General features: G+C 60.2%; 12 protein-coding genes. 2 read left to right on the top strand and 10 right to left on the bottom strand.

Going from position 1 to position 19391, the window contains the following annotated elements; translation table 11 throughout:
• Positions 1 to 103: 103 nt before the first annotated feature.
• A complete protein-coding gene (locus ACCD00_RS15345; protein ID WP_413425754.1) occupies positions 104 to 5332 on the bottom strand; it encodes a dermonecrotic toxin domain-containing protein in 5229 nt (1742 codons plus the stop codon).
• Positions 5333 to 5552: 220 nt separating this feature from the next.
• Between ACCD00_RS15345 and ACCD00_RS15340 the strand changes: the two genes are divergently transcribed.
• Entirely contained in the window at positions 5553 to 6587 is a 1035-nt protein-coding gene (locus ACCD00_RS15340; RefSeq protein ID WP_413425752.1) for an alpha/beta fold hydrolase, read from the top strand.
• 209 nt (positions 6588 to 6796) lie between these two features.
• On the opposite strand, the gene ACCD00_RS15335 is transcribed toward ACCD00_RS15340, so the two are convergent.
• From ACCD00_RS15335 to ACCD00_RS15305, 7 genes are all read right to left on the bottom strand, one after another.
• Positions 6797 to 8125 (bottom strand): sigma-54-dependent transcriptional regulator, encoded by a 1329-nt coding sequence (locus tag ACCD00_RS15335; RefSeq protein WP_413425750.1) that lies wholly within the window; start codon positions 8123 to 8125, stop codon positions 6797 to 6799.
• Positions 8122 to 10023 (bottom strand): sensor histidine kinase, encoded by a 1902-nt coding sequence (locus tag ACCD00_RS15330; protein ID WP_413425748.1) that lies wholly within the window; start codon positions 10021 to 10023, stop codon positions 8122 to 8124. The genes ACCD00_RS15335 and ACCD00_RS15330 overlap by 4 nt, the downstream gene beginning before the upstream one ends.
• 157 nt (positions 10024 to 10180) lie before the next feature.
• Entirely contained in the window at positions 10181 to 10915 is a 735-nt protein-coding gene (locus ACCD00_RS15325; RefSeq protein ID WP_413425745.1) for an amino acid ABC transporter ATP-binding protein, read from the bottom strand.
• Positions 10912 to 11583: an amino acid ABC transporter permease gene (locus ACCD00_RS15320; protein ID WP_413425743.1), complete on the bottom strand. Its 672-nt coding sequence runs from the start codon at positions 11581 to 11583 to the stop codon at positions 10912 to 10914. Before ACCD00_RS15320 ends, ACCD00_RS15325 begins: the two co-directional genes overlap by 4 nt.
• Positions 11583 to 12329 carry an amino acid ABC transporter permease gene (locus ACCD00_RS15315; RefSeq protein ID WP_111281261.1) on the bottom strand — a complete coding sequence of 249 codons (747 nt, stop codon included), beginning with the start codon at positions 12327 to 12329 and terminating at the stop codon, positions 11583 to 11585. Before ACCD00_RS15315 ends, ACCD00_RS15320 begins: the two co-directional genes overlap by 1 nt.
• Before the next feature lie 193 nt (positions 12330 to 12522).
• Positions 12523 to 13437 (bottom strand): glutamate/aspartate ABC transporter substrate-binding protein, encoded by a 915-nt coding sequence (locus ACCD00_RS15310; RefSeq protein ID WP_413425741.1) that lies wholly within the window; start codon positions 13435 to 13437, stop codon positions 12523 to 12525.
• 277 nt (positions 13438 to 13714) lie between these two features.
• Positions 13715 to 15343 (bottom strand): glucan biosynthesis protein D, encoded by a 1629-nt coding sequence (locus tag ACCD00_RS15305; RefSeq protein ID WP_413425739.1) that lies wholly within the window; start codon positions 15341 to 15343, stop codon positions 13715 to 13717.
• Between the two features lie 421 nt (positions 15344 to 15764).
• Between ACCD00_RS15305 and ACCD00_RS15300 the strand changes: the two genes are divergently transcribed.
• Positions 15765 to 15950, top strand: a complete 186-nt coding sequence (locus ACCD00_RS15300; RefSeq protein ID WP_413425737.1) for a hypothetical protein — start codon at positions 15765 to 15767, stop codon at positions 15948 to 15950.
• A gap of 230 nt (positions 15951 to 16180) precedes the next feature.
• Here ACCD00_RS15300 and ACCD00_RS15295 read toward each other — a convergent pair whose 3' ends face one another.
• Together ACCD00_RS15295 and ACCD00_RS15290 are read right to left on the bottom strand one after the other, a co-directional pair.
• Positions 16181 to 17665, bottom strand: a complete 1485-nt coding sequence (locus ACCD00_RS15295; RefSeq protein ID WP_413425735.1) for an APC family permease — start codon at positions 17663 to 17665, stop codon at positions 16181 to 16183.
• 260 nt (positions 17666 to 17925) lie between these two features.
• Entirely contained in the window at positions 17926 to 19350 is a 1425-nt protein-coding gene (locus ACCD00_RS15290; RefSeq protein ID WP_413425733.1) for a gamma-aminobutyraldehyde dehydrogenase, read from the bottom strand.
• Positions 19351 to 19391 lie beyond the last annotated feature (41 nt).

Genomic DNA, 19391 nt, shown 5'->3' with positions numbered 1-19391 from the left:
GGAAAACTTGTCGATAAACCGAAAAGGTTGAGTTTGTCTCATGTTGATGCCGCTGTCGACCATAAGCACGGCGGAGCACATTGCGTGCTCCGCCGTTATTGCTTCACAGTGCGGAAAAGTGCTTGTTGCCTAGCGGTTTACCGATGTCGCCGCGCCAGATCGACTCGACCGCGGCACCGCTGCTGGCCGTCGCCTCCTGCCATTTCAAACCGAGGTTGCGCTGTGCGGGCAATTTCAGGTGGCCTTTGACGAAGTCGCTGAATTGCGACGTCGCCGAAGTGTAGTGAAAGTGCGCATACCATAGCGTTCGCGCCGATTCACCGGTCAGGTCGCGTACCTCGTACTCCTGCAGGAAATCCCGGCGGCCATCCGCGCGTTTGCCCAGGTCCCGCAGGCCGCCTTCCTTGCGGATATCCACCACCTTCTGCTCCAGCAGATAGTCCAGATAGCCCTCGGTAGGCGTGGCGCTTTTAAGGGTTTGATCGATACGCAGGGTGCGTGCGGCCCGCGTCAATTCATCTGCACGGTTGCGCAATTGCACGACCATCGGCGCAGACGGCGAGAGCTGTTCGATGGCCTGGGCTCGAAGCCTCAACTCCGCGGCTTCGCTGATCAGCATGTGTTCAAGGTCGACCGGCGACATGTCCTGAGTTGCGTAGCTCTGGACCTTGGCCTTGTAGGTGTCCACCGCATCGAGTCGACGGCGGGCATCGGTCAGCAATGAATCCAGGTCCCTTTGAATGTTTTGAGCTGGTTGCTCCACAGGATTGGCCAGGCGGAATTTGCCATGGATATCCTGCTCCCAGACTTCGTTGGTTGCGCCTTGGCCGGTCAGGGTGTATCGCCGCGTTTGAGTGGTCGGTTCCCAGTGCTCGACGCCGATCAGTAGCTGATCGTCATCGGTAATGAAGATTTTCTTGTTGCCATGCCCCGGAGCGGAGGCCAGTGTCGGTTCCTGAATGCCCTTGCGCGCCCGCTCGGCCATCCTTTCGATGCCCTCCATCAAGGGAGCGACCCATTCCAGGTGAAAGTGCTGTGGATAACTGGCGGTCCAGATTTTCATGTCGCGGCGAAACTGACCGTACGCCTCGAGGCAGTCGCGCAGTATTTGAGTACGTTGCGCCTTGGTCGCGGAGACTTCGGACAGGCTGTATTGAGTGAACAGCGCACGATCCACCCTGGCCCGCAGGTTCCGGGACTGCTGTTGCAGATAGAGCCACGAGACATCACTGGCCGTATCGAAACGCTTGATCACTTCCAGGAGGTGCCCGGTTTTCAGGTAAAGCTTGTTGGCCTCGCTCAGGCGTCCTGCGAGCATTCTGACGGTGGGCGTCAATTGTCTCTTGTGTGCGGCGACGGTCATGCGCTCGTACCACAGATTGAAATCGCGATGGATGACATCGATGGCATCCAGTTCGCGGACGAAGTCCACGCGCACCTTTCTGATGTGCTCGAGAACGCGCAGGCGCGCGGCGAGGTCATCGTGTGGCATCCGGTCCAGGCGGAGGATGAGGGCGTCGCTCAGATCCAGCAAGTTGACCGCGCGATGATTGGCAAAGTACAGGCGCTGCTGGTGTCGGTCAGCCAGAATCAGCGCGTCATTGCTCTGCATCTCCACGAGGGCACGCTTTTTATTGCCTTGGGTCAGAGGCAATAGATCAACCAGTGTCCGGTAATGCCTGGAGGCCATTTCAATGTCGGTGATGCAGGACGTTTCGGCGGCCTGTCTGAGGGCCGCACGATTCTCGAGGGTGCTGCCGTTGTAATTTTGCAGCACGGTATTGGTCCGTGACACTTGGGCATCGAGTTGCGGTGCCAGGTTGTCGGCAGCCTCAGTCAATGCGTGTTGCCGACGAAAACGCTGATCGGCCCACCAGCGTGGCAACCGTTCGCGAATCGCCGCTGGCCAGAGTGGATCGAGTCCGTCGGCCAGGTGACCCAGGACGGCACCGCCACCGAGCCCCCCACCTTCGAATGTCTTGCCGTGGACATGGAAGTAAGTATCCCAGTCACCCGCTTCATCAACCGCTATCGGCTGCTTGTAGGTTTTCATTCGAGTGCCGGTCAAGCGCCAGTTCCGTGAGTCGTTGCTCCACTCGATCTGGAAAATGCGACCCTGTCGAACGATGAAGTCGCCGTCTGCATGCCGATAGACATTGCGATAGATCCCGTGAGTCCCTGGCTGCAGGCCGGCAAGACTGATCAGGTTTTCGTACTCGTAACCCGCGAATCGCTCGACAACTTGCCTGGCATGACGGATGGCCCTCAAGGGACGTAGCGCCCTGGCGGCATTGCCCGTTTTTCCGAGCTGTCGTACTCGCGTCAGCGAACGAGCCGCCGTCGCCGGGCTGGAACCGGCACTGGCACCGGGAAGGATGTCCATCGCGGCGTCGATCAATGACATAAGCACCGATTCCACTTCGGCCAGACCATGACCTACATCGCCACGAAGGAAAGCGCCAACCGCCAGATTTGCGCTGCTCCAGGCGTCATACAATGCGATGGCCGTGCCCACGAAAGGCACCATGCCCAAGGCCATTTTCAGGTAGTTGTACAGAGCGCCGCACTTCAATGCGGCACGCTCAAAGTACAAGGCATCGTTGGAGCGCGATGTCGTCCGGTGCGCTTCGAGCAAACGGCCCATGTGGACATTGACCAGGTGGACCGCCAGTGAGGTGGTGGCCGGCCAGGCCATGCCCGTGCCGATCATGGCATCGAAGTTTTTCAACAACGCCTGGTTGATCCGGCTGACGTGGTGTTCAAAATTGCCATTGATTGCGCGGCCGGCCAGGTAGTTGACCATTCGTGTCTGCAGGCACAGGTTGAACAGGGCTTTGCGCGCTTCTTCAAGGGTGTCGTACTGACGTAGAAAGACACCGTCAGGGCTGTCGGGCAGGTAAAGCAGGGTCAGGCCGCTGATCTGTTCCACGATGAAGGTGACGCCGGCCAGGGGGCTCGGCCCCTGATGCGGGGTGTCCTCACCGCCCACCGTCAGGTGCGCTGGCAATAGCACGATGTGTTTGCCGTTGGCCGCATAGGCTTCACGGCTATTGGCCTCGATGGCGATCTCCAGCAACCGGTGCCCGTCGGTGGTGATCTGTCGTTGCAGCAAAGCGAACTCGCCTTGCAGTTTGAGCATCAGGCGCCACGGCTCGCTCAGGCATTCGCGACGATATTCATTGCTGAAGGTCGACGCAGCCACGCTGCCGAGGAAGGTCTCGCGGATCAGCGTTTCATAGTGTCCGGCCAGGTCAAGTTCGGTAACCAGCGCGCGCAACCACATTTGGGTGATGCCGATTTGCAACTTCTGACGTTGTGCCTCATCGGCCCCGCTCATCTCGACTCGCATGAACGTCAGGCGCAGCCACATGGCTTCATCGATATTGCTGAGTGCCAGCTCGGCGAGTGACAACTTGCTGCGTTGCTGGCTGGCAAACAGCATGTTTTGCTGAGGCGTACCTGGCGCGGCACCCTCCATGACGACTTTTTGCCAGTAGGTAGAGTCGGGCAGGTCGAGCAGCACCTCGACCTTTTCTGTGAGGCCAAACTCCAGGCTCAGCTTGATGTCGATGGCCTTTTCAGCGAAGGCTTCCCTTGGCGGCAGATCGCGTTCGAGCAGTTCATGGGAGCGCTTCATCGCCTTGATGTAGGCAGTGAACAACCCTTTGAGTCGCGAGCGCTGAGCCTCGGGCAGCGTGCCAAGCCATTGTGGCAAATTGCCCGCCAATACGCCGCTCTGGTGTTGTTCGAGCAACTGCGCGTAAGCCAGTTCCCGCGCAGCCGGGATGGGCACCGTGAGGCTGGCCAGGGTTTGCTCGCGCAGTTTTTCCAGGGCCTGGTTGCGCTGATCGGCACGTTGCGGCACGGGATTGTCGGCAATGATTCGGGCTGCCTGTTGTTGGCAGGCATAGAGCTGGTTTTGCAGTGAGTATTCAATCGGATCACGGGACAGCGCCGATAGGCGTAGGGCCAAAGTGTTTTCGCTGGCGGTCAGCTTGAACACTGTCCTTTGCAGGGTCTGCAGGGAGTCAAAGCGTTGCAGGCCACCGAAATGACCCGGCCAGTAGAGCAAAAGAGCATGGGGCGCGTCGGTCAGCAACGCGGACGGATGAGTGAAAAGCAATACGCCATCCAGTTCCTGGGGGGCAGGCGTGCTGGCGCCCTCGACATCGGCCGCTACCAGCGTAACGCGGGCCACCGCCACGTCAGCTTGTCGATCCGTTTTATCCGGCGCGTCCAGGACGGTTTTGATCCATTGATGTTCTTCGGCGCTGATCTGGTTCAGGCTCAGTTGAACATCGGCCTCGGCACGCAGGCCGGCGAGACGTGCCTGGTAAAGAGCGGTGTAGTGAGGGTTTGGCAGGTTGCGCAGTTCCAGCAGATTGAGCGGGTTGCGGGTGTCGAGTAGCGTTGACGCAGCAGTGGCGCTGACCTGTTCGGCGGCCGTCAGTGCATCAAGTTGCTGTTTCAGCACGGACAGGAGGAAAGCATTGGACGTGTCGAACAGGCTTTCCAGTGCCGCGTGCTGCTGCGTCAGGGCGCTACGTCGCCCATTCAGGGGAATGTCGGGGTTCAACAGGCCGAACAGGGACTGGTCATCAACCTCGTTCGGGTCCGTTGGCGACAGGTCAGTGGGCTGGGCAAAAACTGCCTGGCGCTGCGACTGACTGACCTGTGCTGTGGACAAATGCGTCAACAGGAAGTCGACACTACCGGTCAGCGGGGCATTTGCCAGCACGGTGTAATCGATGCTGGCGACGCCCGGTCCGGACGAGTCAATCAGTTGTTGCTGATGCTCGATCAGCCAGCGTTGCATTTCATTGCGGTTCTGGAAGTTCACCCAGGCCACTGGCCGGGAAGGCAGATATAACATTTGCGCGACCACTTGACCGGTATCCCGGGTGATGACCAGGGCCCCGGCAAGTTCGATGCGTGTGTCATCGGCGGTCTTCAGCGTCAATCGTTCGACCTGGATCGCCGGGACCTCAGGCGTCGTTGCCGGTTTGGCGGGATCAATCAGCGTTTGCAGGGACTTGATCTGCTCGACAGTCAGGCTGCCCTGGGCGAATGCCAGTTGGCTCGATGCCTCGAAATGCTGGTGATACAGCCTCATCGCCAGGGCTCTGCGTGAAACGTCGGTACCGCGAGCGCGGGTGCTCCACCAATGACCCTCGAGTATCGACTGCGGGCTCTGCGCCATGAGCTCGAGCCATTGATCGCGGTACTCATTGCAGCGCGCCGAAGCGCTCAGTATCAGGCTTTCATCCAGGCTGGACGGCAAAGTGCGCGTGAGACCGAATTCGGCCGGTAGGGGGGTGGGTTCGTCGACCATGACGATAGTTCTCCAAAGGGCCGGGCGTGTGCCGGCGTTGCCCCCATTAAAGGTTCGTCGTATCAGGGACTGGCGGTACATAGTTATCGTGCAGTGCGCTTTTGCTTCTCGACGACCGCTCGGCACCCTTCATCAAACTGTCACGGAACTGTGGCAGCGCGCTTGAACAAACTTCATCAGACTCGCGCTCTACTGGGGTTCTGCGTTTTGGTGTTTTTCCATGGGTGCTGCATTTTTTTCACGAATCGTATTTTTGGCCGCGCTGGTGTTCGGCCTGCCGTCTCTGGCGGCCTCGCGTTGTGACGTCAATGTTCCGACCGAACGGGTGGATCTGGCCCAGGTAAGCCTGGCGTACCAGAGCATTGGCCGTGCGTCGGACCCGGCTTTGCTGTTGGTGATGGGGCTGGGCGGGCAATTGATCCACTGGCCCGACGAAGTGGTGGTTGCCCTGTGCCAACAAGGTTTTCGGGTGATTCGCTATGACAATCGCGATGTCGGCCTTTCGAGCTGGCGACAGCCACCGGGCGAGGCCAACCTGACGTTCGAAGTGCTGCGCTACAAGCTCGGCTTGCCGGTGTCGGCACCGTACTCGCTGACCGACATGGCCAACGATGGCCTGGGGTTGATGGATGCCTTGCACATCGAGCAGTTCCATGTGCTCGGTGCGAGCATGGGGGGAATGATCGCCCAGCGCATGGCGGCGATGGCGCCGCAACGGGTCGAGAGCCTGACCCTGATCATGACCTCCTCAGGCGCCGAAGGCTTGCCGGCACCCAGTGCAGCGCTGGTGCAACTGCTTGCCCGTCGTGGCGCACCGAATCGCGAAGTGGCGCTGGAACAACAGGCCGACCTGCTGGAGGCGTTGGGTAGCCCGATGGTGACCGATGATCGTCAGGCGCTGCTGCATCAGGCGGCGCTGTCTTATGACCGGGCGTTCAATCCCGAAGGCGTGAAACGCCAGATCATGGCCATACTCGCCGAACCAAGCCGGGTGGCGCTGCTCAACCAGCTGCGGGTTCCGGCGCTGGTGGTGCACGGTACGGCCGATCCGCTTTTGCCGGTGATGCACGGCGTGCACCTGGCGGCGCATTTGCGTGGCAGTCAGTTGATCCTGATTCCGGGGCTGGCCCATCGCTTTCAGGAGGCGTTCAAGGCACCGCTGCTGGCGGCGGTGTTGCCGTACTTGCGGGCGCATCGTGAAGACACTTCGCACTGGGCGCAGATCGAACCGGTGGCCGACCGCAACCTCCTCTAACCCCCCAATCCAATGTGGGAGCGGCGGTGCGGCGATCCGACTTGCTCGCGAAAGCGGTGTGTCAGTCAACTCAAATGCTAACTGATACTCCCTCTTCGCGAGCAAGCCCGCTCCCACAGGGGAAGGCATTCAGCCGTGAAAGCGTAGCCATGCTGTCACCAAAGCAGTGACCGCCATTAACCACGCCAGTTTCGGGCGGCGGGGCTCGCTTAATGGCTCAGGCCGTACTTTTTCACTTTGTCGAACAGCGTGGTCTTGGCCATGCCCAGTTCCTGGCTGGCCTGGGTCAGGTTGCCGCCGCTGCGTTGCAAGGCATCGCTGAGCAGGTTGCGCTCGAACGCTTCCACCGCTTCGGCAAAGGCCAGGCCCTGATTGCCACCGCTGGCACCGGTTTTCTTGAACGCCGGCAAGCCCAGGGCAAAGCGCTCGGCAACGTTGCGCAGTTCACGTACGTTACCCGGCCAGTCGTGGCTCATCAGATTCGACACGGTCTGGTTGTCCAGTTCCGGCGCGATGCGATCGAAGCGCAGGGACGACTGCTGCAAAAAGTGTTCGAACAGTTGCAGGATGTCCTCGCGGCGCTCGCGCAGCGGCGGCAGTTCCAGGGTCACCACATTGAGTCGGTAATACAGGTCACTGCGGAATTCGCCGGCCTTGCTCGACTCGACGAGGTCGGATTTGGTCGCTGCGATGACGCGGCAATCCACCGCCACGCTCTGGTTCGAACCGAGTCGTTCGAGGGTGCGTTCCTGCAACACCCGCAGCAGCTTGATCTGCAAGGGCAGGGGCATGCTTTCCACTTCGTCGAGGAACAGCGTGCCGCCATCGGCGTGTTCGATCTTGCCGATCCGCCGTTTACCCGCGCCGGTAAAGGCGTTGGCCTCGTGGCCGAAGATTTCGCTTTCGAAGAGGTTCTCCGGCAGGCCGCCGCAGTTCAGGGCGACGAACTGCCGGGTGTGCCGCCGACTGAAATCATGCAGGCAGCGCGCAACCAATTCCTTGCCGGTACCGGTCTCGCCTTCGATCAGCACGTTGGCCGAGGTATCGGCGACGTTGGCGATCAGTTCTCGCAAGTTCTGCATGGCCGGCGAGCGTCCGATGATCCGACCTTCGAGGGAGTCGCGCTCGGCCAGTTGCCGACGCAGCGACGACACCTCTCGCGCCAGGCTGCGTTGCTCCAGGGCGCGGCGGGCGACATCCACCAGGCGCTCGGGGGAGAACGGCTTTTCCATGAAGTCGTAGGCGCCTTTCTGCATCGCGCCGACGGCCATGGAAATGTCGCCGTGCCCGGTGATCAGCACCACCGGCAGGCTGCGGTCGCGAGCCTTGAGCCGGGTCAACAGTTCCAGGCCATCGATGCCCGGCAGGCGAATGTCGCTGACGACGATGCCGGCGAAGTTTTCGCCGACCCGCTCCAGGGCTTCTTCGGCGCTGCCCACGCCAATGCAGGGAATGTCTTCCAGGGTCAGCGCCTGTTGGCAGCCGAGCAGCACATGGGGGTCGTCTTCGACGATCAATACACTAAGGTCGTTGTTCATATTGGCTCGGCGGGAGTGGGGCTTACCAACGGTAAACTGAGGACGAATGCGGTGCCACCGCTGGACGGGTGCTCGACACCCAGGTGACCGCCGGTGGCGGCGGCCAGGCTGGCGGAAAGGGTCAGGCCAAGGCCCAGGCCCTGTTCGCCGGGTTTGGTGGTGAAGAACGGCTCGAACAGGTGCTTGCGCGCTTCGGCGTCGATGCCATGGCCGTTGTCACGCACCCGCAGCCGGTACTTGCCTTCGGAAACTTCGCCTTCGAGCCACAACTCCGGCAACGGCTGTGCTTGCATCGCATCCAGGGCGTTGCCGATGAGGTTGACCAGAATCTGCTCCAGGCGGGTCTGGTCGATTTGCACCTGCACATCGGTGAAGTCGCGATGCAATTGCAGCTGAATGTTTTCCACGCGGCCACCGTGCAATTGCAAGGCCGCGTCCACCGCTTTGCCGAGGCAGGCCTGGCCCTTGTCGTCCCCGCGCCGGGCGAACGAGCGCAGGCTGGCAGTGATCCGGCCCATGCGGTCGATCAGTTCGTTGATGGTCTTGAGGTTGGTGCTGGCCACGTCTAGTTGACCGCGTTCGAGGAAGCGCACGGTATTGCCGGACAAGGTGCGCAGCGCCGCCAGCGGCTGGTTCAGTTCGTGGGCGATGCTGGTGGACATCTGGCCGATGGCCGCGAGTTTTCCGGCCTGTACCAGTTCATCCTGGGCGCGGCGCAAGGTCTCTTCGGCGAGCCGGCGTTCGCGGATCTGCCCCTTGAGCCGTTCGTTGCTGGCGCGCAGGTCGGTGGTGCGTTCGGTAATCCGACGCTCCAGCTGACTGTTGGCTTCCTGCAAGGCTTCCCGGGCCGCGAGGCGCGTGGCGATCACCTTGCGCCGCTCGTTCCAGGCGATCAACAGGAACGCCAGGAGGGCAAACGCCACGGCCACCAGAATCCCCTGGTTGATCGCTTCGCGGCGCAAGTCCTGCAGCGGCGTCAGCAAGGTGAAATTCCACGGCGTATCGCTGAGCGGCCGGGTTTGCGACAGGTAGCTGATGTTTTCTTCGTCGGACACCAGTTCGCTGTTGGCCGGGAAGGTCAGTTTTTCCACGCCTTCGGACAGGGTTTCCCGGGCCAGCGGCTGCAGTTCGTTGAGCGGGAACCAGTAGTACTGCAGGCTGCGGGCGAGTTTTTCCTTGGTTTCTTCGCTCAGCGGCACCACCGACTTCAAGCGCCGGGCCGGATCGCTGGACAGAATGATGATGCCGTTCTCGTCGCTGACGAAGGCTTCCAGGCGCGCCCGCTGCCAGCGTTCTTCCATGGCTTCCAGGCGGACTTTGACCACCGCGACGCCAATGATCTTGCCGTGTTCTTCCAGGCCATGGGCCAGGTAGTAACCGGGCTCGCCGTTGGTACTGCCGATACCATAGAAGCGCCCCGGCTGACCGCGCACGGCGTTCTGGAAATAGGCGCGGAAGGACAGGTCTTCACCCAGGTAACTGTCGACGTCGCGCCAGTTGCTGGTGGCCATGACGCGGCCGGTGGTGTCCATCACATAGATGGCCCGACTGCGGCTGCGCCGGTTCAGGCCTTCGAGGTAAGCGTTGACTGTTTGCCGGTGTTCCGGGGTCGGGTCGGCCAGCAACTGCGAAACGCTGGTTTCGAGCTCCAGCAGGCTGGGCAGGTAGGTGTATTTGCTGATTTCGCTTTCGACGGCACGGGCGTGCAGTTCCAGCTGACGCTGGCCGTTCTCGCCAAGGCTGCGAATGCCGTAGTGCTCACTGATCCAGAAGCCGATATAGCCCAGGCCGATCATCATTGCGATGATCAGCGGCGGCAGAAACAAATGACGAACCAGACGGGGTTTCACGGCGAGTGATGGCGACGCTGCGCGATAAAGATTGGGGTCGCATTTCATCACAGATGCCTTGGGTCAACCAGCGCTGCCCGCCTCTCTGTAGGAGCGAGCATGCTCGCGATGGTCGTCAACGATGACGCGTTCATCCTGGATGTACGCGGTGTCTTTGAGTACATCGCGAGCAAGCTCGCTCCTACAGGGGAGGGGCGTACAGCCTTTAGTGCTGCAGAATCTTGTTGAGGAAGTGCTGTGTGCGCTCCGCACGGGCGTTGATGTCGCCGAAGAATTCCTCTTTCGGGCAGTCTTCGATGATCTTGCCGGCGTCCATGAAGATCACCCGATCGGCCACTTTACGGGCGAAGCCCATTTCGTGGGTCACGCACATCATGGTCATGCCTTCGTGGGCCAGTTGCACCATCACGTCCAGCACTTCGTTGACCATTTCCGGGTCCAGCGCCGAGGTCGGTTCGTCGAACAGCATGACGATCGGGTCCATCGCCAGCGCACGGGCAATCGCCACACGCTGTTGCTGACCACCGGACAGTTGGCCAGGATGCTTGTGGGCATGGGCCGAGAGACCGACACGCTCGAGCAGTTGCAGGCCCTTCCTGGTGGCTTCTTCCTTGCTGCGGCCCAGCACCTTGATCTGCGCGATGGTCAGGTTTTCGGTGATGGTCAGGTGCGGGAACAGTTCGAAGTGCTGGAACACCATGCCCACGCGCGAACGCAGTTTCGGCAGGTTGGTCTTCGGGTCGGCGATGGAGGTGCCGTCGACCACGATGTCGCCTTTCTGGAACGGTTCCAGTGCGTTGACGCACTTGATCAGGGTCGATTTGCCGGAACCGGATGGCCCGCACACCACGATCACTTCGCCTTTTTTGACCTCGGTGCTGCAATCAGTCAGTACCTGGAAGTCCCCATACCACTTGTTGATGCTTTTGATAGAGATCATACGGCGAACCTTTTTTGCAGACGCTTGACCAGCTGCGAGGCGGCAAAGCTGATGATGAAGTACACGAGACCCGCGAAGACCAGGAACTCATTGGAGCGGCCAATGATGTCGCCACTGGCGCGCGAAGCATTGAGGAAGTCCACCAGGCCGACGGCGTAGACCAGCGAGGTGTCCTGAAACAGGATGATGCTCTGTTGCAGCAACAGTGGAGTCATCTTGCGAAACGCCTGCGGCAGGATGATCAGGCGCATCATCTGGCCGTAAGTCATGCCCAGTGCCTGGGCGGCGCCCATCTGGCCCTTGGGAATCGACTGCACGCCGGCGCGGACGATTTCGCAGAAGTACGCCGCTTCGAACATCATGAACGCCACGATGCACGAGGCGAACGCGCCGATCGGGGTGTCTTCGCCGGTGATCCAGCGCAGCACGAACGGCACCGCCAGGTAGAACCAGGTGATGACCAGCAGCAACGGGATCGAACGGAAATAGTTGACGTAGGCGCCGGCGATGTTCGACAGCAGTTTGCTGTGGGACAGGCGCATCAGGGCCAGGATCGTGCCGAGGATGATCCCGCCGACCACGCCCATGATCATCAGCTTGAGGGTCATGATCATGCCGTTCCACAGGCCCGGCAGGGACGGGATGATGCCCGAGAAGTCGAATTCCATCATTTACCCCCTACGGAGATCAGGCCCGGTACGGCGACTTTCTTCTCGACCAGGCGCATCAGCAACATCAGGCTCATGTTCAGGGTGAAGTAGATCAGCGTTGCCAGGGTAAAGGCTTCGAACAGGTTGGCGGAGAACTCGGCAGTCTGTTTGGTCTGCGCGAGCAATTCCATCAAGCCGATCAGCGAGGCCACGGAGGTGTTCTTGAAAACGTTCAGGAATTCCGAGGTGAGCGGCGGAATGATGATCCGGTAGGCCTGGGGCAGCAGCACGTTCCAGTAGATCTGCGGCAGCTTGAAACCCATGGCGCGGGCCGCGGACTCCTGGCCTTTGGGCAGGGCCTGGATACCGGTGCGCACCTGTTCGCAAACCCGGGCGGTGGTGAACAGGCCCAGGCACACGACGACGCTGAGGAAGGCCGAAGTGGTCGGGTTCAGGTCCTGCTTGTACCACTCTTGCAGGTCGGCAGGCAGCAGATCGGGTACCAGGAAGTACCAGATGAACAGCTGAACCAGCAGCGGCACGTTACGGAAAAGTTCGACGTAGCAGGTGGCGATGCCCGATACGATGCGGTTCGGCACGGTGCGCATGACGCCCAGGATCGAGCCCAGTGTCAGGGCGATGATCCAGGCCGCGATGGCGATGCCGATGGTCCAGGCCAGACCGGACACGTACCAGTCGAAATAGGTCTCGCTGCCCACGCCGGTGGACTTGAAGAACACGCCCCAGTCCCAGTTGTAATTCATTAGGGTCTCCCCTCGGATTCGATCGATGTACAAATGCCCGCTTGGGGGAAGCTCCGTTCCCGCCTGTCCTTGGGGGACAGGCACACGCGCTCGGCTCGACAGACACCGGTTCGAGTGTTTCCAGAAATGCCAGCAGGGAGTGCATTCCCCTGAAAGGGCTACGGCCCTTTCAGGGGATAAGGTTAGTCAGAAATCAGGATTTCTTGTCGTCAGCCGCTTTGTCGGTCGGATTGGCGATCAGGGCCTTGAGTTCGTCGCTCATCGGGAAGTTCAGGTTCAGGCCCTTTGGCGGGATTGGCTGCATGAACCACTTGTCGTAGATCTTGTTGATCTCGCCCGAAGCGTAGGTGGCCTTGATGGCATCATCCACGGCCTTTTTGAACGGCTCGTCGCCTTTGCGCACCATGCAGCCGTAGATTTCGAAGGACTGTGGAGTGCCGGTTACAGCCCAGTCTTTCGCGTTCTTGGCCTTGGCCGCTTCACCCGCCAACAGGGCGTCATCCATCATGAACGCGACGGCACGGCCGGTTTCCAGCATCTGGAAGGACTCGCCATGGTCCTTGGCGGAGATGACGTTCATGCCCATCTGCTTGTCGGCATTCATCGACTTCAGGATGCGCTCGGACGTGGTACCTGCGGTGGTCACGACGTTCTTGCCGGCCAGATCCGGGAAATCCTTGTACTTGGAGTCAGCCTTGGACAGCAGGCGAGTACCGATTTCGAAGATACCGACGGAGAAGTCAACTTGCTGCTGACGCTCGACGTTGTTGGTGGTGGAACCGCACTCGAGGTCCACGGTGCCGTTCTGCACCAGCGGGATGCGGGTTTGCGATGTCACCAGGTTGTATTTGACCTGGAGATTCGGCATGTCGAGGTCTTTTTTCAGGGCATCAACGACTTTCAGCTGAATGTCGTGGGAGTAGCCGACCGGTTTGCCGGAAGCGTCTGCAATGTAGGAGAACGGAATGGAAGCGTCGCGATGGCCCAGGGTGATGACACCGGACTCTTTGATCTTCTTCAGGGTGCCGGTCAGTTCCGCGGCGAAAACTGGCGTGCTGATCAGAGCGGCAGCAATGGCTGCGCCCAGGATGTGGGGAACGATGCGCATCAAATTTTCCTCGACATTGTTTTTTTTATGGAGCCAGTTCATCGGCCCTTTTGTGCTGCAAAACACCTGAGCGCTACGATGAGTGGGCGCAAAGGACATTCGTCGAAGAAGTGTAGAGCATGACTCGTGCCAGACCAGTCTGAATTAGTCAAAGTGTTGATTTATAAAGGAATTAAATATTTTTTGCGCTGAAACTTCAGTGAAGTGATCCGGTTAACCGAACTGACCGTCAGGTCGCGTTCGGAAAACCGAATGGTGGCGGGGTGCTACCCGGCCATCAGGGGTATTTGCGCTTGTCCGGCGCTGGCGGGAAGTACTGGTACAACCAGGTCTCACTTAGCGTGCGGTCGTTGGTGCGGATGAACAGCCGCAGCTCGACAGGGTCAGTGCTGTCGTTGGTCGGGTACCAGTCAAACAGGATGCGGTAGCCCTTGATGTCATCCAGCTTGAGTACGCTGAAGTCCTTCACCTCGCCGTTCGAGCAAGTGACCACCGGCTCGATGCCCGCGCCCTCTGGCAAGCGGTCCAGGCCGCCACCGGTGAAGTCCACGGCGAAACGACGGGCCCAGACTGGCGGGTAATGCTCGCCCGGTGCCCAGCCTTCGGTGAAGCCGCCCATCCCGGAACGGGTGGCGTTTACCCGTGCCAGCGGCGTACCGACCGGTGGCAATGCGCTCCAGTAGAGCTTGTAGCCGTAGTTCAGCGAGTCGCCGGCAGCCACCGGTTTCTTCGGGGTCCAGAAGGCGACGATGTTGTCCATGGTTTCGCCGGTGGTGGGGATTTCCAGCAGGTCGACCGAGCCTTCGCCCCAGGCGGTGGTCGGTTCGACCCACAGGCTCGGGCGGCGGCTGTACCAGTCGACGGTGTCCTGATAGCTGGCGAACTCGTGGTCGGTCTGTACCAGGCCGAAACCTTTCGGGTCCTTGTCGGCGAAAGCATTGAATTGCAGGGTCGCCGGGTTATTCAGCGGGCGGCAGATCCACTCGCCGTTGCCGCGCCACATGGCCAGGCGATCGGAGTCGTGGATTTGCGGGTGAATGGTGTCGCACATCCGGCGTTCGTGGGTGCCGCAACTGAACATGCTGGTCATCGGCGCAATGCCCAACTGGTCGATGGCGGTGCGGGCGTTGATGTGGGCGTCGACCTCCATCACCACGCGTTCGGCCTGGCAGTCGATATCGAAGCGGTAGGCACCGGTGGCGCTCGGCGAGTCGAGCAGGGCGTAGACCACGAAGCGGGTGCTGTCCTTGTCCGGCGTCTCGAACCAGAATTTGGTGAAGTCGGGGAACTCTTCACGTTTTTTGGCGTAGGTATCGATGGCCAGGCCGCGGGCCGACAAGCCGTACTGGCCGGTGGCGTCCACCGCACGGAAGTAACTGGCGCCTAGAAACGACACGACATCGTGCTTGTCCAGTTCCGGGGCCTTGAACAGCTTGAAGCCGGAGAAACCCAGGTCGCCCTTGAGCTGTGCGGTGTCGACCGTGGTGTTTTCATAGTTGAACAGCGATGGGCGGAAATGCACTTCACGCGCCTGGCGTGTCCTGGGGTCGACGCTGTACATGCGCACTGGTTGCTTGAAGCCCATGCCGACATGGAAAAACTGCACGTCCAGCTGACCGTTCAGGTCATTCCACAAAGAGTGGTTGGCGTCGTAGCGGATCGCGTTGAAGTTCTGCGGCGTCATGCTCGCCAGGGTCGGCGGCAGCTGTTGCTTGGTGTCCTGGTAGCGATTGCTGGCGAGCTGTCTGGCCTGGGTTTTCAGCGCTTCGAAGTCGAACGCGGTGGCCTCGCCATCAGCGGTACCGGCGTTGGCGGCCCAGGCCTGAGCGGCCAACAGGCCCGTGGCGGACAAGCCGGTGTAGGCAGCAATGGCCATGGAGGCTTTGAGCAAGTTCCTGCGGTGCATAAGTACAACCTGTCGTGAACAATCCCGCGCCGTTCCTGGCACGTGCTGGATCAGAAATATCGGTTCGGACATGCCTTCGGCCAAACGCAACGGACTTTGAAACAGATGCCGGATAGCTTAAACCGTTCGATTGCAGAGCAAAATTGATTGATGGCATTGCGCCGGCCCGGCAATGAAACAAGACATGTCGAGAAACAATTCCGACAGTGGTTTCTGATTTGAAGGGTATTTCTGCCTTTTTCGACTAATTACTCTAAAAACCGCTTTTCAGCGCCCGGATTATTTCTATTCTGTGTGCATGACCGGTCTATGCCCGAAAGGCCGGTGCGCTTCAGTCGGCACGATGCGGCTGCTGAAAAGGAGGAGGGCGATGCGGTTTTTTTTTTGGCAGTTTTCTTTGACGTTCAGAAGGACATCGTCCATGTCGAAAGTACAGAACATCGCCGAATTGTTGGGAATCCTTCCGTGTCTGGCCATGGGGCGGCGAAGACGCCGGCTCAATAGCGAGGAAATGAAACTGGTGGAGCGCTACCGGGAACTGTCGGAGAGCGACAGGGTTGCGATGAGGTATCTGGTGGACGCGATGAGGAGTGTTTCGCGGTTCTGAGTGGACCTGATCACCGTGAAAGCCATTTGGCTTTTTCGGTGGTCAGGCCCTGCATTAGCGTGCAATGCCCGAGTCGATCGCCTGGTTGAGCAATGTAGGAGCGAGCTTGCTCGCGATGAATTCAAGAGCACCGCGTATAGCCAGTGAACCCGCGTAATCGTTAACGACCATCGTCGGATCGCCGCCCGGAGCTTGCTCGCTCCTACAGTTTTTTCACGGGGCGATGTTCGTCAGCGACTGACCTTCCACGCATCCCCTGCAGGCGCCGTGCCGTGGTCATACGGCTTGGCGATCCACATGTAGAGCAAGCCCAAACCGATCACGATGGCGGTACTGAGCACCATCGCGTAGTTGATGTACCACGCGGCATCCGGCGTACGTGGCCAGGCCATGTTGATGATGGCTCCGACACCATAGGCCAGCGCGCCGATGTTCACCGCCCAGCCCCAGGCGCCGAGGGTGAATTTGCCGCTCGGTTTCCAGCCCTTCATGCGGGCGTACAGGGCCGCGAGCACAATCATCTGGAACGCCAGGTAGATGCCGATTGCCGCAAAGCTGACGATGGTGGCCACCGCGTCTTGCAGGAAGAAGCCGAGGATGATGATCAGTGCCGGCAGGACGCCGGACACGAACAGCGCGGCAACTGGAACCTGAGTCGTAGGGGAAATCGTCTTCAGCAGTCGGCTGCCGATGACCATTTCATCACGGGCGTAGGAATACAGCAGACGACTGGCTGCTGCTTGCAGGCTGATCACACAGGAGATGAAGGAAATCATCACCACACCCATCACCACTTTCGAACCGATTGGTCCAAACGCGTTGTTGAGGATGGTGGTGACTGGGTCCTTGTCGGTGCCGTCGATCACCGCTTGCATGTCCGGCACGGCCAGGATCAGCGCCAGGCAGGCGAACATTGCCGCGATGCCGCCGATGTAGATGGTCATGCGCATGGCCACCGGAATTTTCTTGCTCGGGTTCGGGGTTTCTTCGGCCACATCGCCGCAGGCCTCGAAGCCGTAGTACAGGAACATCCCCGCCAGCGAAGCGGTGAGGAACGCTGGCAGGTACGAGCCGTCGACGCTGATGTCGAAGGTGTTGAACAGCACGCTGATCGATTGATGACGCTCGAAAATCAGCAGGTAAACACCCACGATCACGGCACCGACCAGTTCGCACAGAAAACCGAACATGGCGATCCGCGCCAACGCCTTGGTGCCGCTGAGATTGACCAGAGTGGCGAACAGCGTCAGAAACAGGGCAATAATTATGTTCGTGTTGTTGCTCGGTTCAAAGCCCATCATGGCGGCGAGGTACGGACCGGCACCCACGGCAACCGCCGCGATGGTGACGCACAGGGCGATGGAGTAGATCCAGCCGACCATCCACGCCCAGCGCTTGCCCACCAGACGGCGGGCCCATGGGTACACGCCGCCGGAAATCGGGAACTGCGATACCACTTCGCCGAAGATCAGGCACACCAGCAACTGGCCACAACCGACCAGCAGATAGGCCCAGAACATCGGTGGCCCGCCAGCAGCGAGGCACAGGCCGAACAGGGTATAAACCCCTACGACCGGGGACAGATAAGTGAAGCCCAGGGCGAAGTTTTCCCACAGGCTCATGCTGCGATTGAAGTTGGAGGTATAGCCCAGTTTGCGTAGCTGCTCGGCATCGCTGTCGGCAACGGCTGCTGAGAGATCGGGTGATGCACTCATGTGTATTTTCTCCGGAAAATCGGCAGATTTCGGATGTCCGAAACCGTGGCGGGGCCTTGAGGGCACCGCCCGGATCGGTGGTTATTGTTTTGTCTTCTTTGGGGTGGAGCCTGGTGGTGCGTGTTGCCGGTTTCTGCCCTGAAACCGAGGTGAGACCTTCGCTGTAGGAGCGAGATTGCTCGCGAAAAACCTGAGGACACCGCGGGGCGTCAGGTTTCCCGCGTCAACGTTGACGTCCATCGCGAGCAAGCTTGCTCCTGCTAGTGCTTGAACATCACATGCCGTACGACGCTGTAGTCCTCCAGTCCGTACATGGACATGTCCTTGCCATAACCAGACAGCTTCTGACCGCCGTGAGGCATTTCGCTGACCAGCATGAAGTGCGTGTTGACCCAGGTGCAGCCGTAATGCAAACGGGCTGACAGACGATGGGCGCGGCCGACATCGGCGGTCCATATGGAAGAGGCCAGGCCGTAGTCCGAATCGTTGGCCCAGCCCAGCACTTGTGCTTCATCGGTGAATTTGGTCACCGATACCACCGGCCCGAACACTTCGCGACGGACGATTTCGTCATCCTGCTGCGCATCGGCCAGCACCGTTGGTTCGAAGAAGAAGCCATTGCCTTCCACCGCCTTACCCCCGGTGATCAGGCGGATGTGCGGCTGGGCCACGGCGCGTTCGACGAAACCGGCGACACGGTCACGATGTTGCGCGGTGATCAGCGGGCCGAGTTCGGTCGACGGATCATCCTGCATGCCGTACTTGATGCTGCTGACGGCGGCGCCGAGTTTCTCGACGAACTTCTCGTAGATGCCTGCCTGGGCATAGATACGGCAGGCAGCGGTGCAGTCTTGGCCGGCGTTGTAGAAACCGAAGGTGCGGATGCCCTCGACAGCGGCATCGATGTCGGCGTCGTCGAAGATGATCACCGGGGCTTTGCCGCCCAGCTCCATGTGCATGCGTTTGACGGTGTCGGCGGTGCTGGAAATGATGTTCGAACCGGTGGCAATCGAACCGGTCAGCGAGACCATGCGCACTTTCGGGTGAGTGACCAGCGGGCTGCCGACGGTAGGACCACGGCCGAACACCAGGTTGAGTACGCCGGCCGGGAAGATATCCGACGCCAGTTCGGCCAGGCGCAGGGCGGTCAGCGGAGTCTGTTCCGATGGTTTGAGCACCACGGTATTACCGGCGGCCAGGGCCGGGGCGATTTTCCAGGCGACCATCATCAATGGGTAGTTCCACGGCGCGATGGAGGCGATCACGCCCACCGGATCGCGGCGGATCATTGAGGTGTGCCCCGGCAAGTACTCGCCACCGGCCGAACCGCTCATGCAGCGGCTGGCGCCGGCGAAGAAGCGGAACACGTCGGCAATTGCCGGGATTTCGTCGTTCAGCGCAGCGCTGTAAGGCTTACCGCAGTTGTCCGATTCCAGTTTGGCCAGCTCCTCGCCATGGGCCTCGATGGCATCGGCGAGTTTGAGCAGCAGCAGCGAACGCTCTTTCGGCGTGGTCTGTGACCAGCTGTCGAACGCGGCGTCGGCGGCGCGCACGGCGGTATCGACCTGGGCTTCGCTGGCTTCGTTGATTTCCACCAGCACACTGCCCAGCGCCGGGTTGAACACAGGTTGGGCGGGGCCTTCGCCGTCGAGCAATTGGCCGTTGATCAAGAGTTTGGTTTGCATGTTCATGTCCTCTTTGGTGCTTTTATTGTTCTGTCGGAACC

The sequence above is a fragment of the Pseudomonas sp. Pseusp3 genome (genome assembly GCF_047304225.1).
GTDB lineage: Bacteria > Pseudomonadota > Gammaproteobacteria > Pseudomonadales > Pseudomonadaceae > Aquipseudomonas > Aquipseudomonas fluorescens_CD.
This window is presented reverse-complemented; position numbering and strand designations above follow the sequence as displayed.

What these genes read in the sequence shown, in the direction of transcription:
- ACCD00_RS15315 (WP_111281261.1), bottom strand. Translation starts at nt 12,329, where the DNA reads ATGAATTACAACTGGGACTGGGGCGTGTTCTTCAAGTCCACCGGCGTG.
- ACCD00_RS15345 (WP_413425754.1), bottom strand. Translation starts at nt 5,332, where the DNA reads ATGGTCGACGAACCCACCCCCCTACCGGCCGAATTCGGTCTCACGCGC.
- ACCD00_RS15290 (WP_413425733.1), bottom strand. Translation starts at nt 19,350, where the DNA reads ATGCAAACCAAACTCTTGATCAACGGCCAATTGCTCGACGGCGAAGGC.
- ACCD00_RS15330 (WP_413425748.1), bottom strand. Translation starts at nt 10,023, where the DNA reads ATGAAATGCGACCCCAATCTTTATCGCGCAGCGTCGCCATCACTCGCC.
- ACCD00_RS15310 (WP_413425741.1), bottom strand. Translation starts at nt 13,437, where the DNA reads ATGCGCATCGTTCCCCACATCCTGGGCGCAGCCATTGCTGCCGCTCTG.
- ACCD00_RS15305 (WP_413425739.1), bottom strand. Translation starts at nt 15,343, where the DNA reads ATGCACCGCAGGAACTTGCTCAAAGCCTCCATGGCCATTGCTGCCTAC.
- ACCD00_RS15340 (WP_413425752.1), top strand. Translation starts at nt 5,553, where the DNA reads ATGGGTGCTGCATTTTTTTCACGAATCGTATTTTTGGCCGCGCTGGTG.
- ACCD00_RS15295 (WP_413425735.1), bottom strand. Translation starts at nt 17,665, where the DNA reads ATGAGTGCATCACCCGATCTCTCAGCAGCCGTTGCCGACAGCGATGCC.
- ACCD00_RS15335 (WP_413425750.1), bottom strand. Translation starts at nt 8,125, where the DNA reads ATGAACAACGACCTTAGTGTATTGATCGTCGAAGACGACCCCCATGTG.
- ACCD00_RS15320 (WP_413425743.1), bottom strand. Translation starts at nt 11,583, where the DNA reads ATGGAATTCGACTTCTCGGGCATCATCCCGTCCCTGCCGGGCCTGTGG.
- ACCD00_RS15325 (WP_413425745.1), bottom strand. Translation starts at nt 10,915, where the DNA reads ATGATCTCTATCAAAAGCATCAACAAGTGGTATGGGGACTTCCAGGTA.
- ACCD00_RS15300 (WP_413425737.1), top strand. Translation starts at nt 15,765, where the DNA reads ATGTCGAAAGTACAGAACATCGCCGAATTGTTGGGAATCCTTCCGTGT.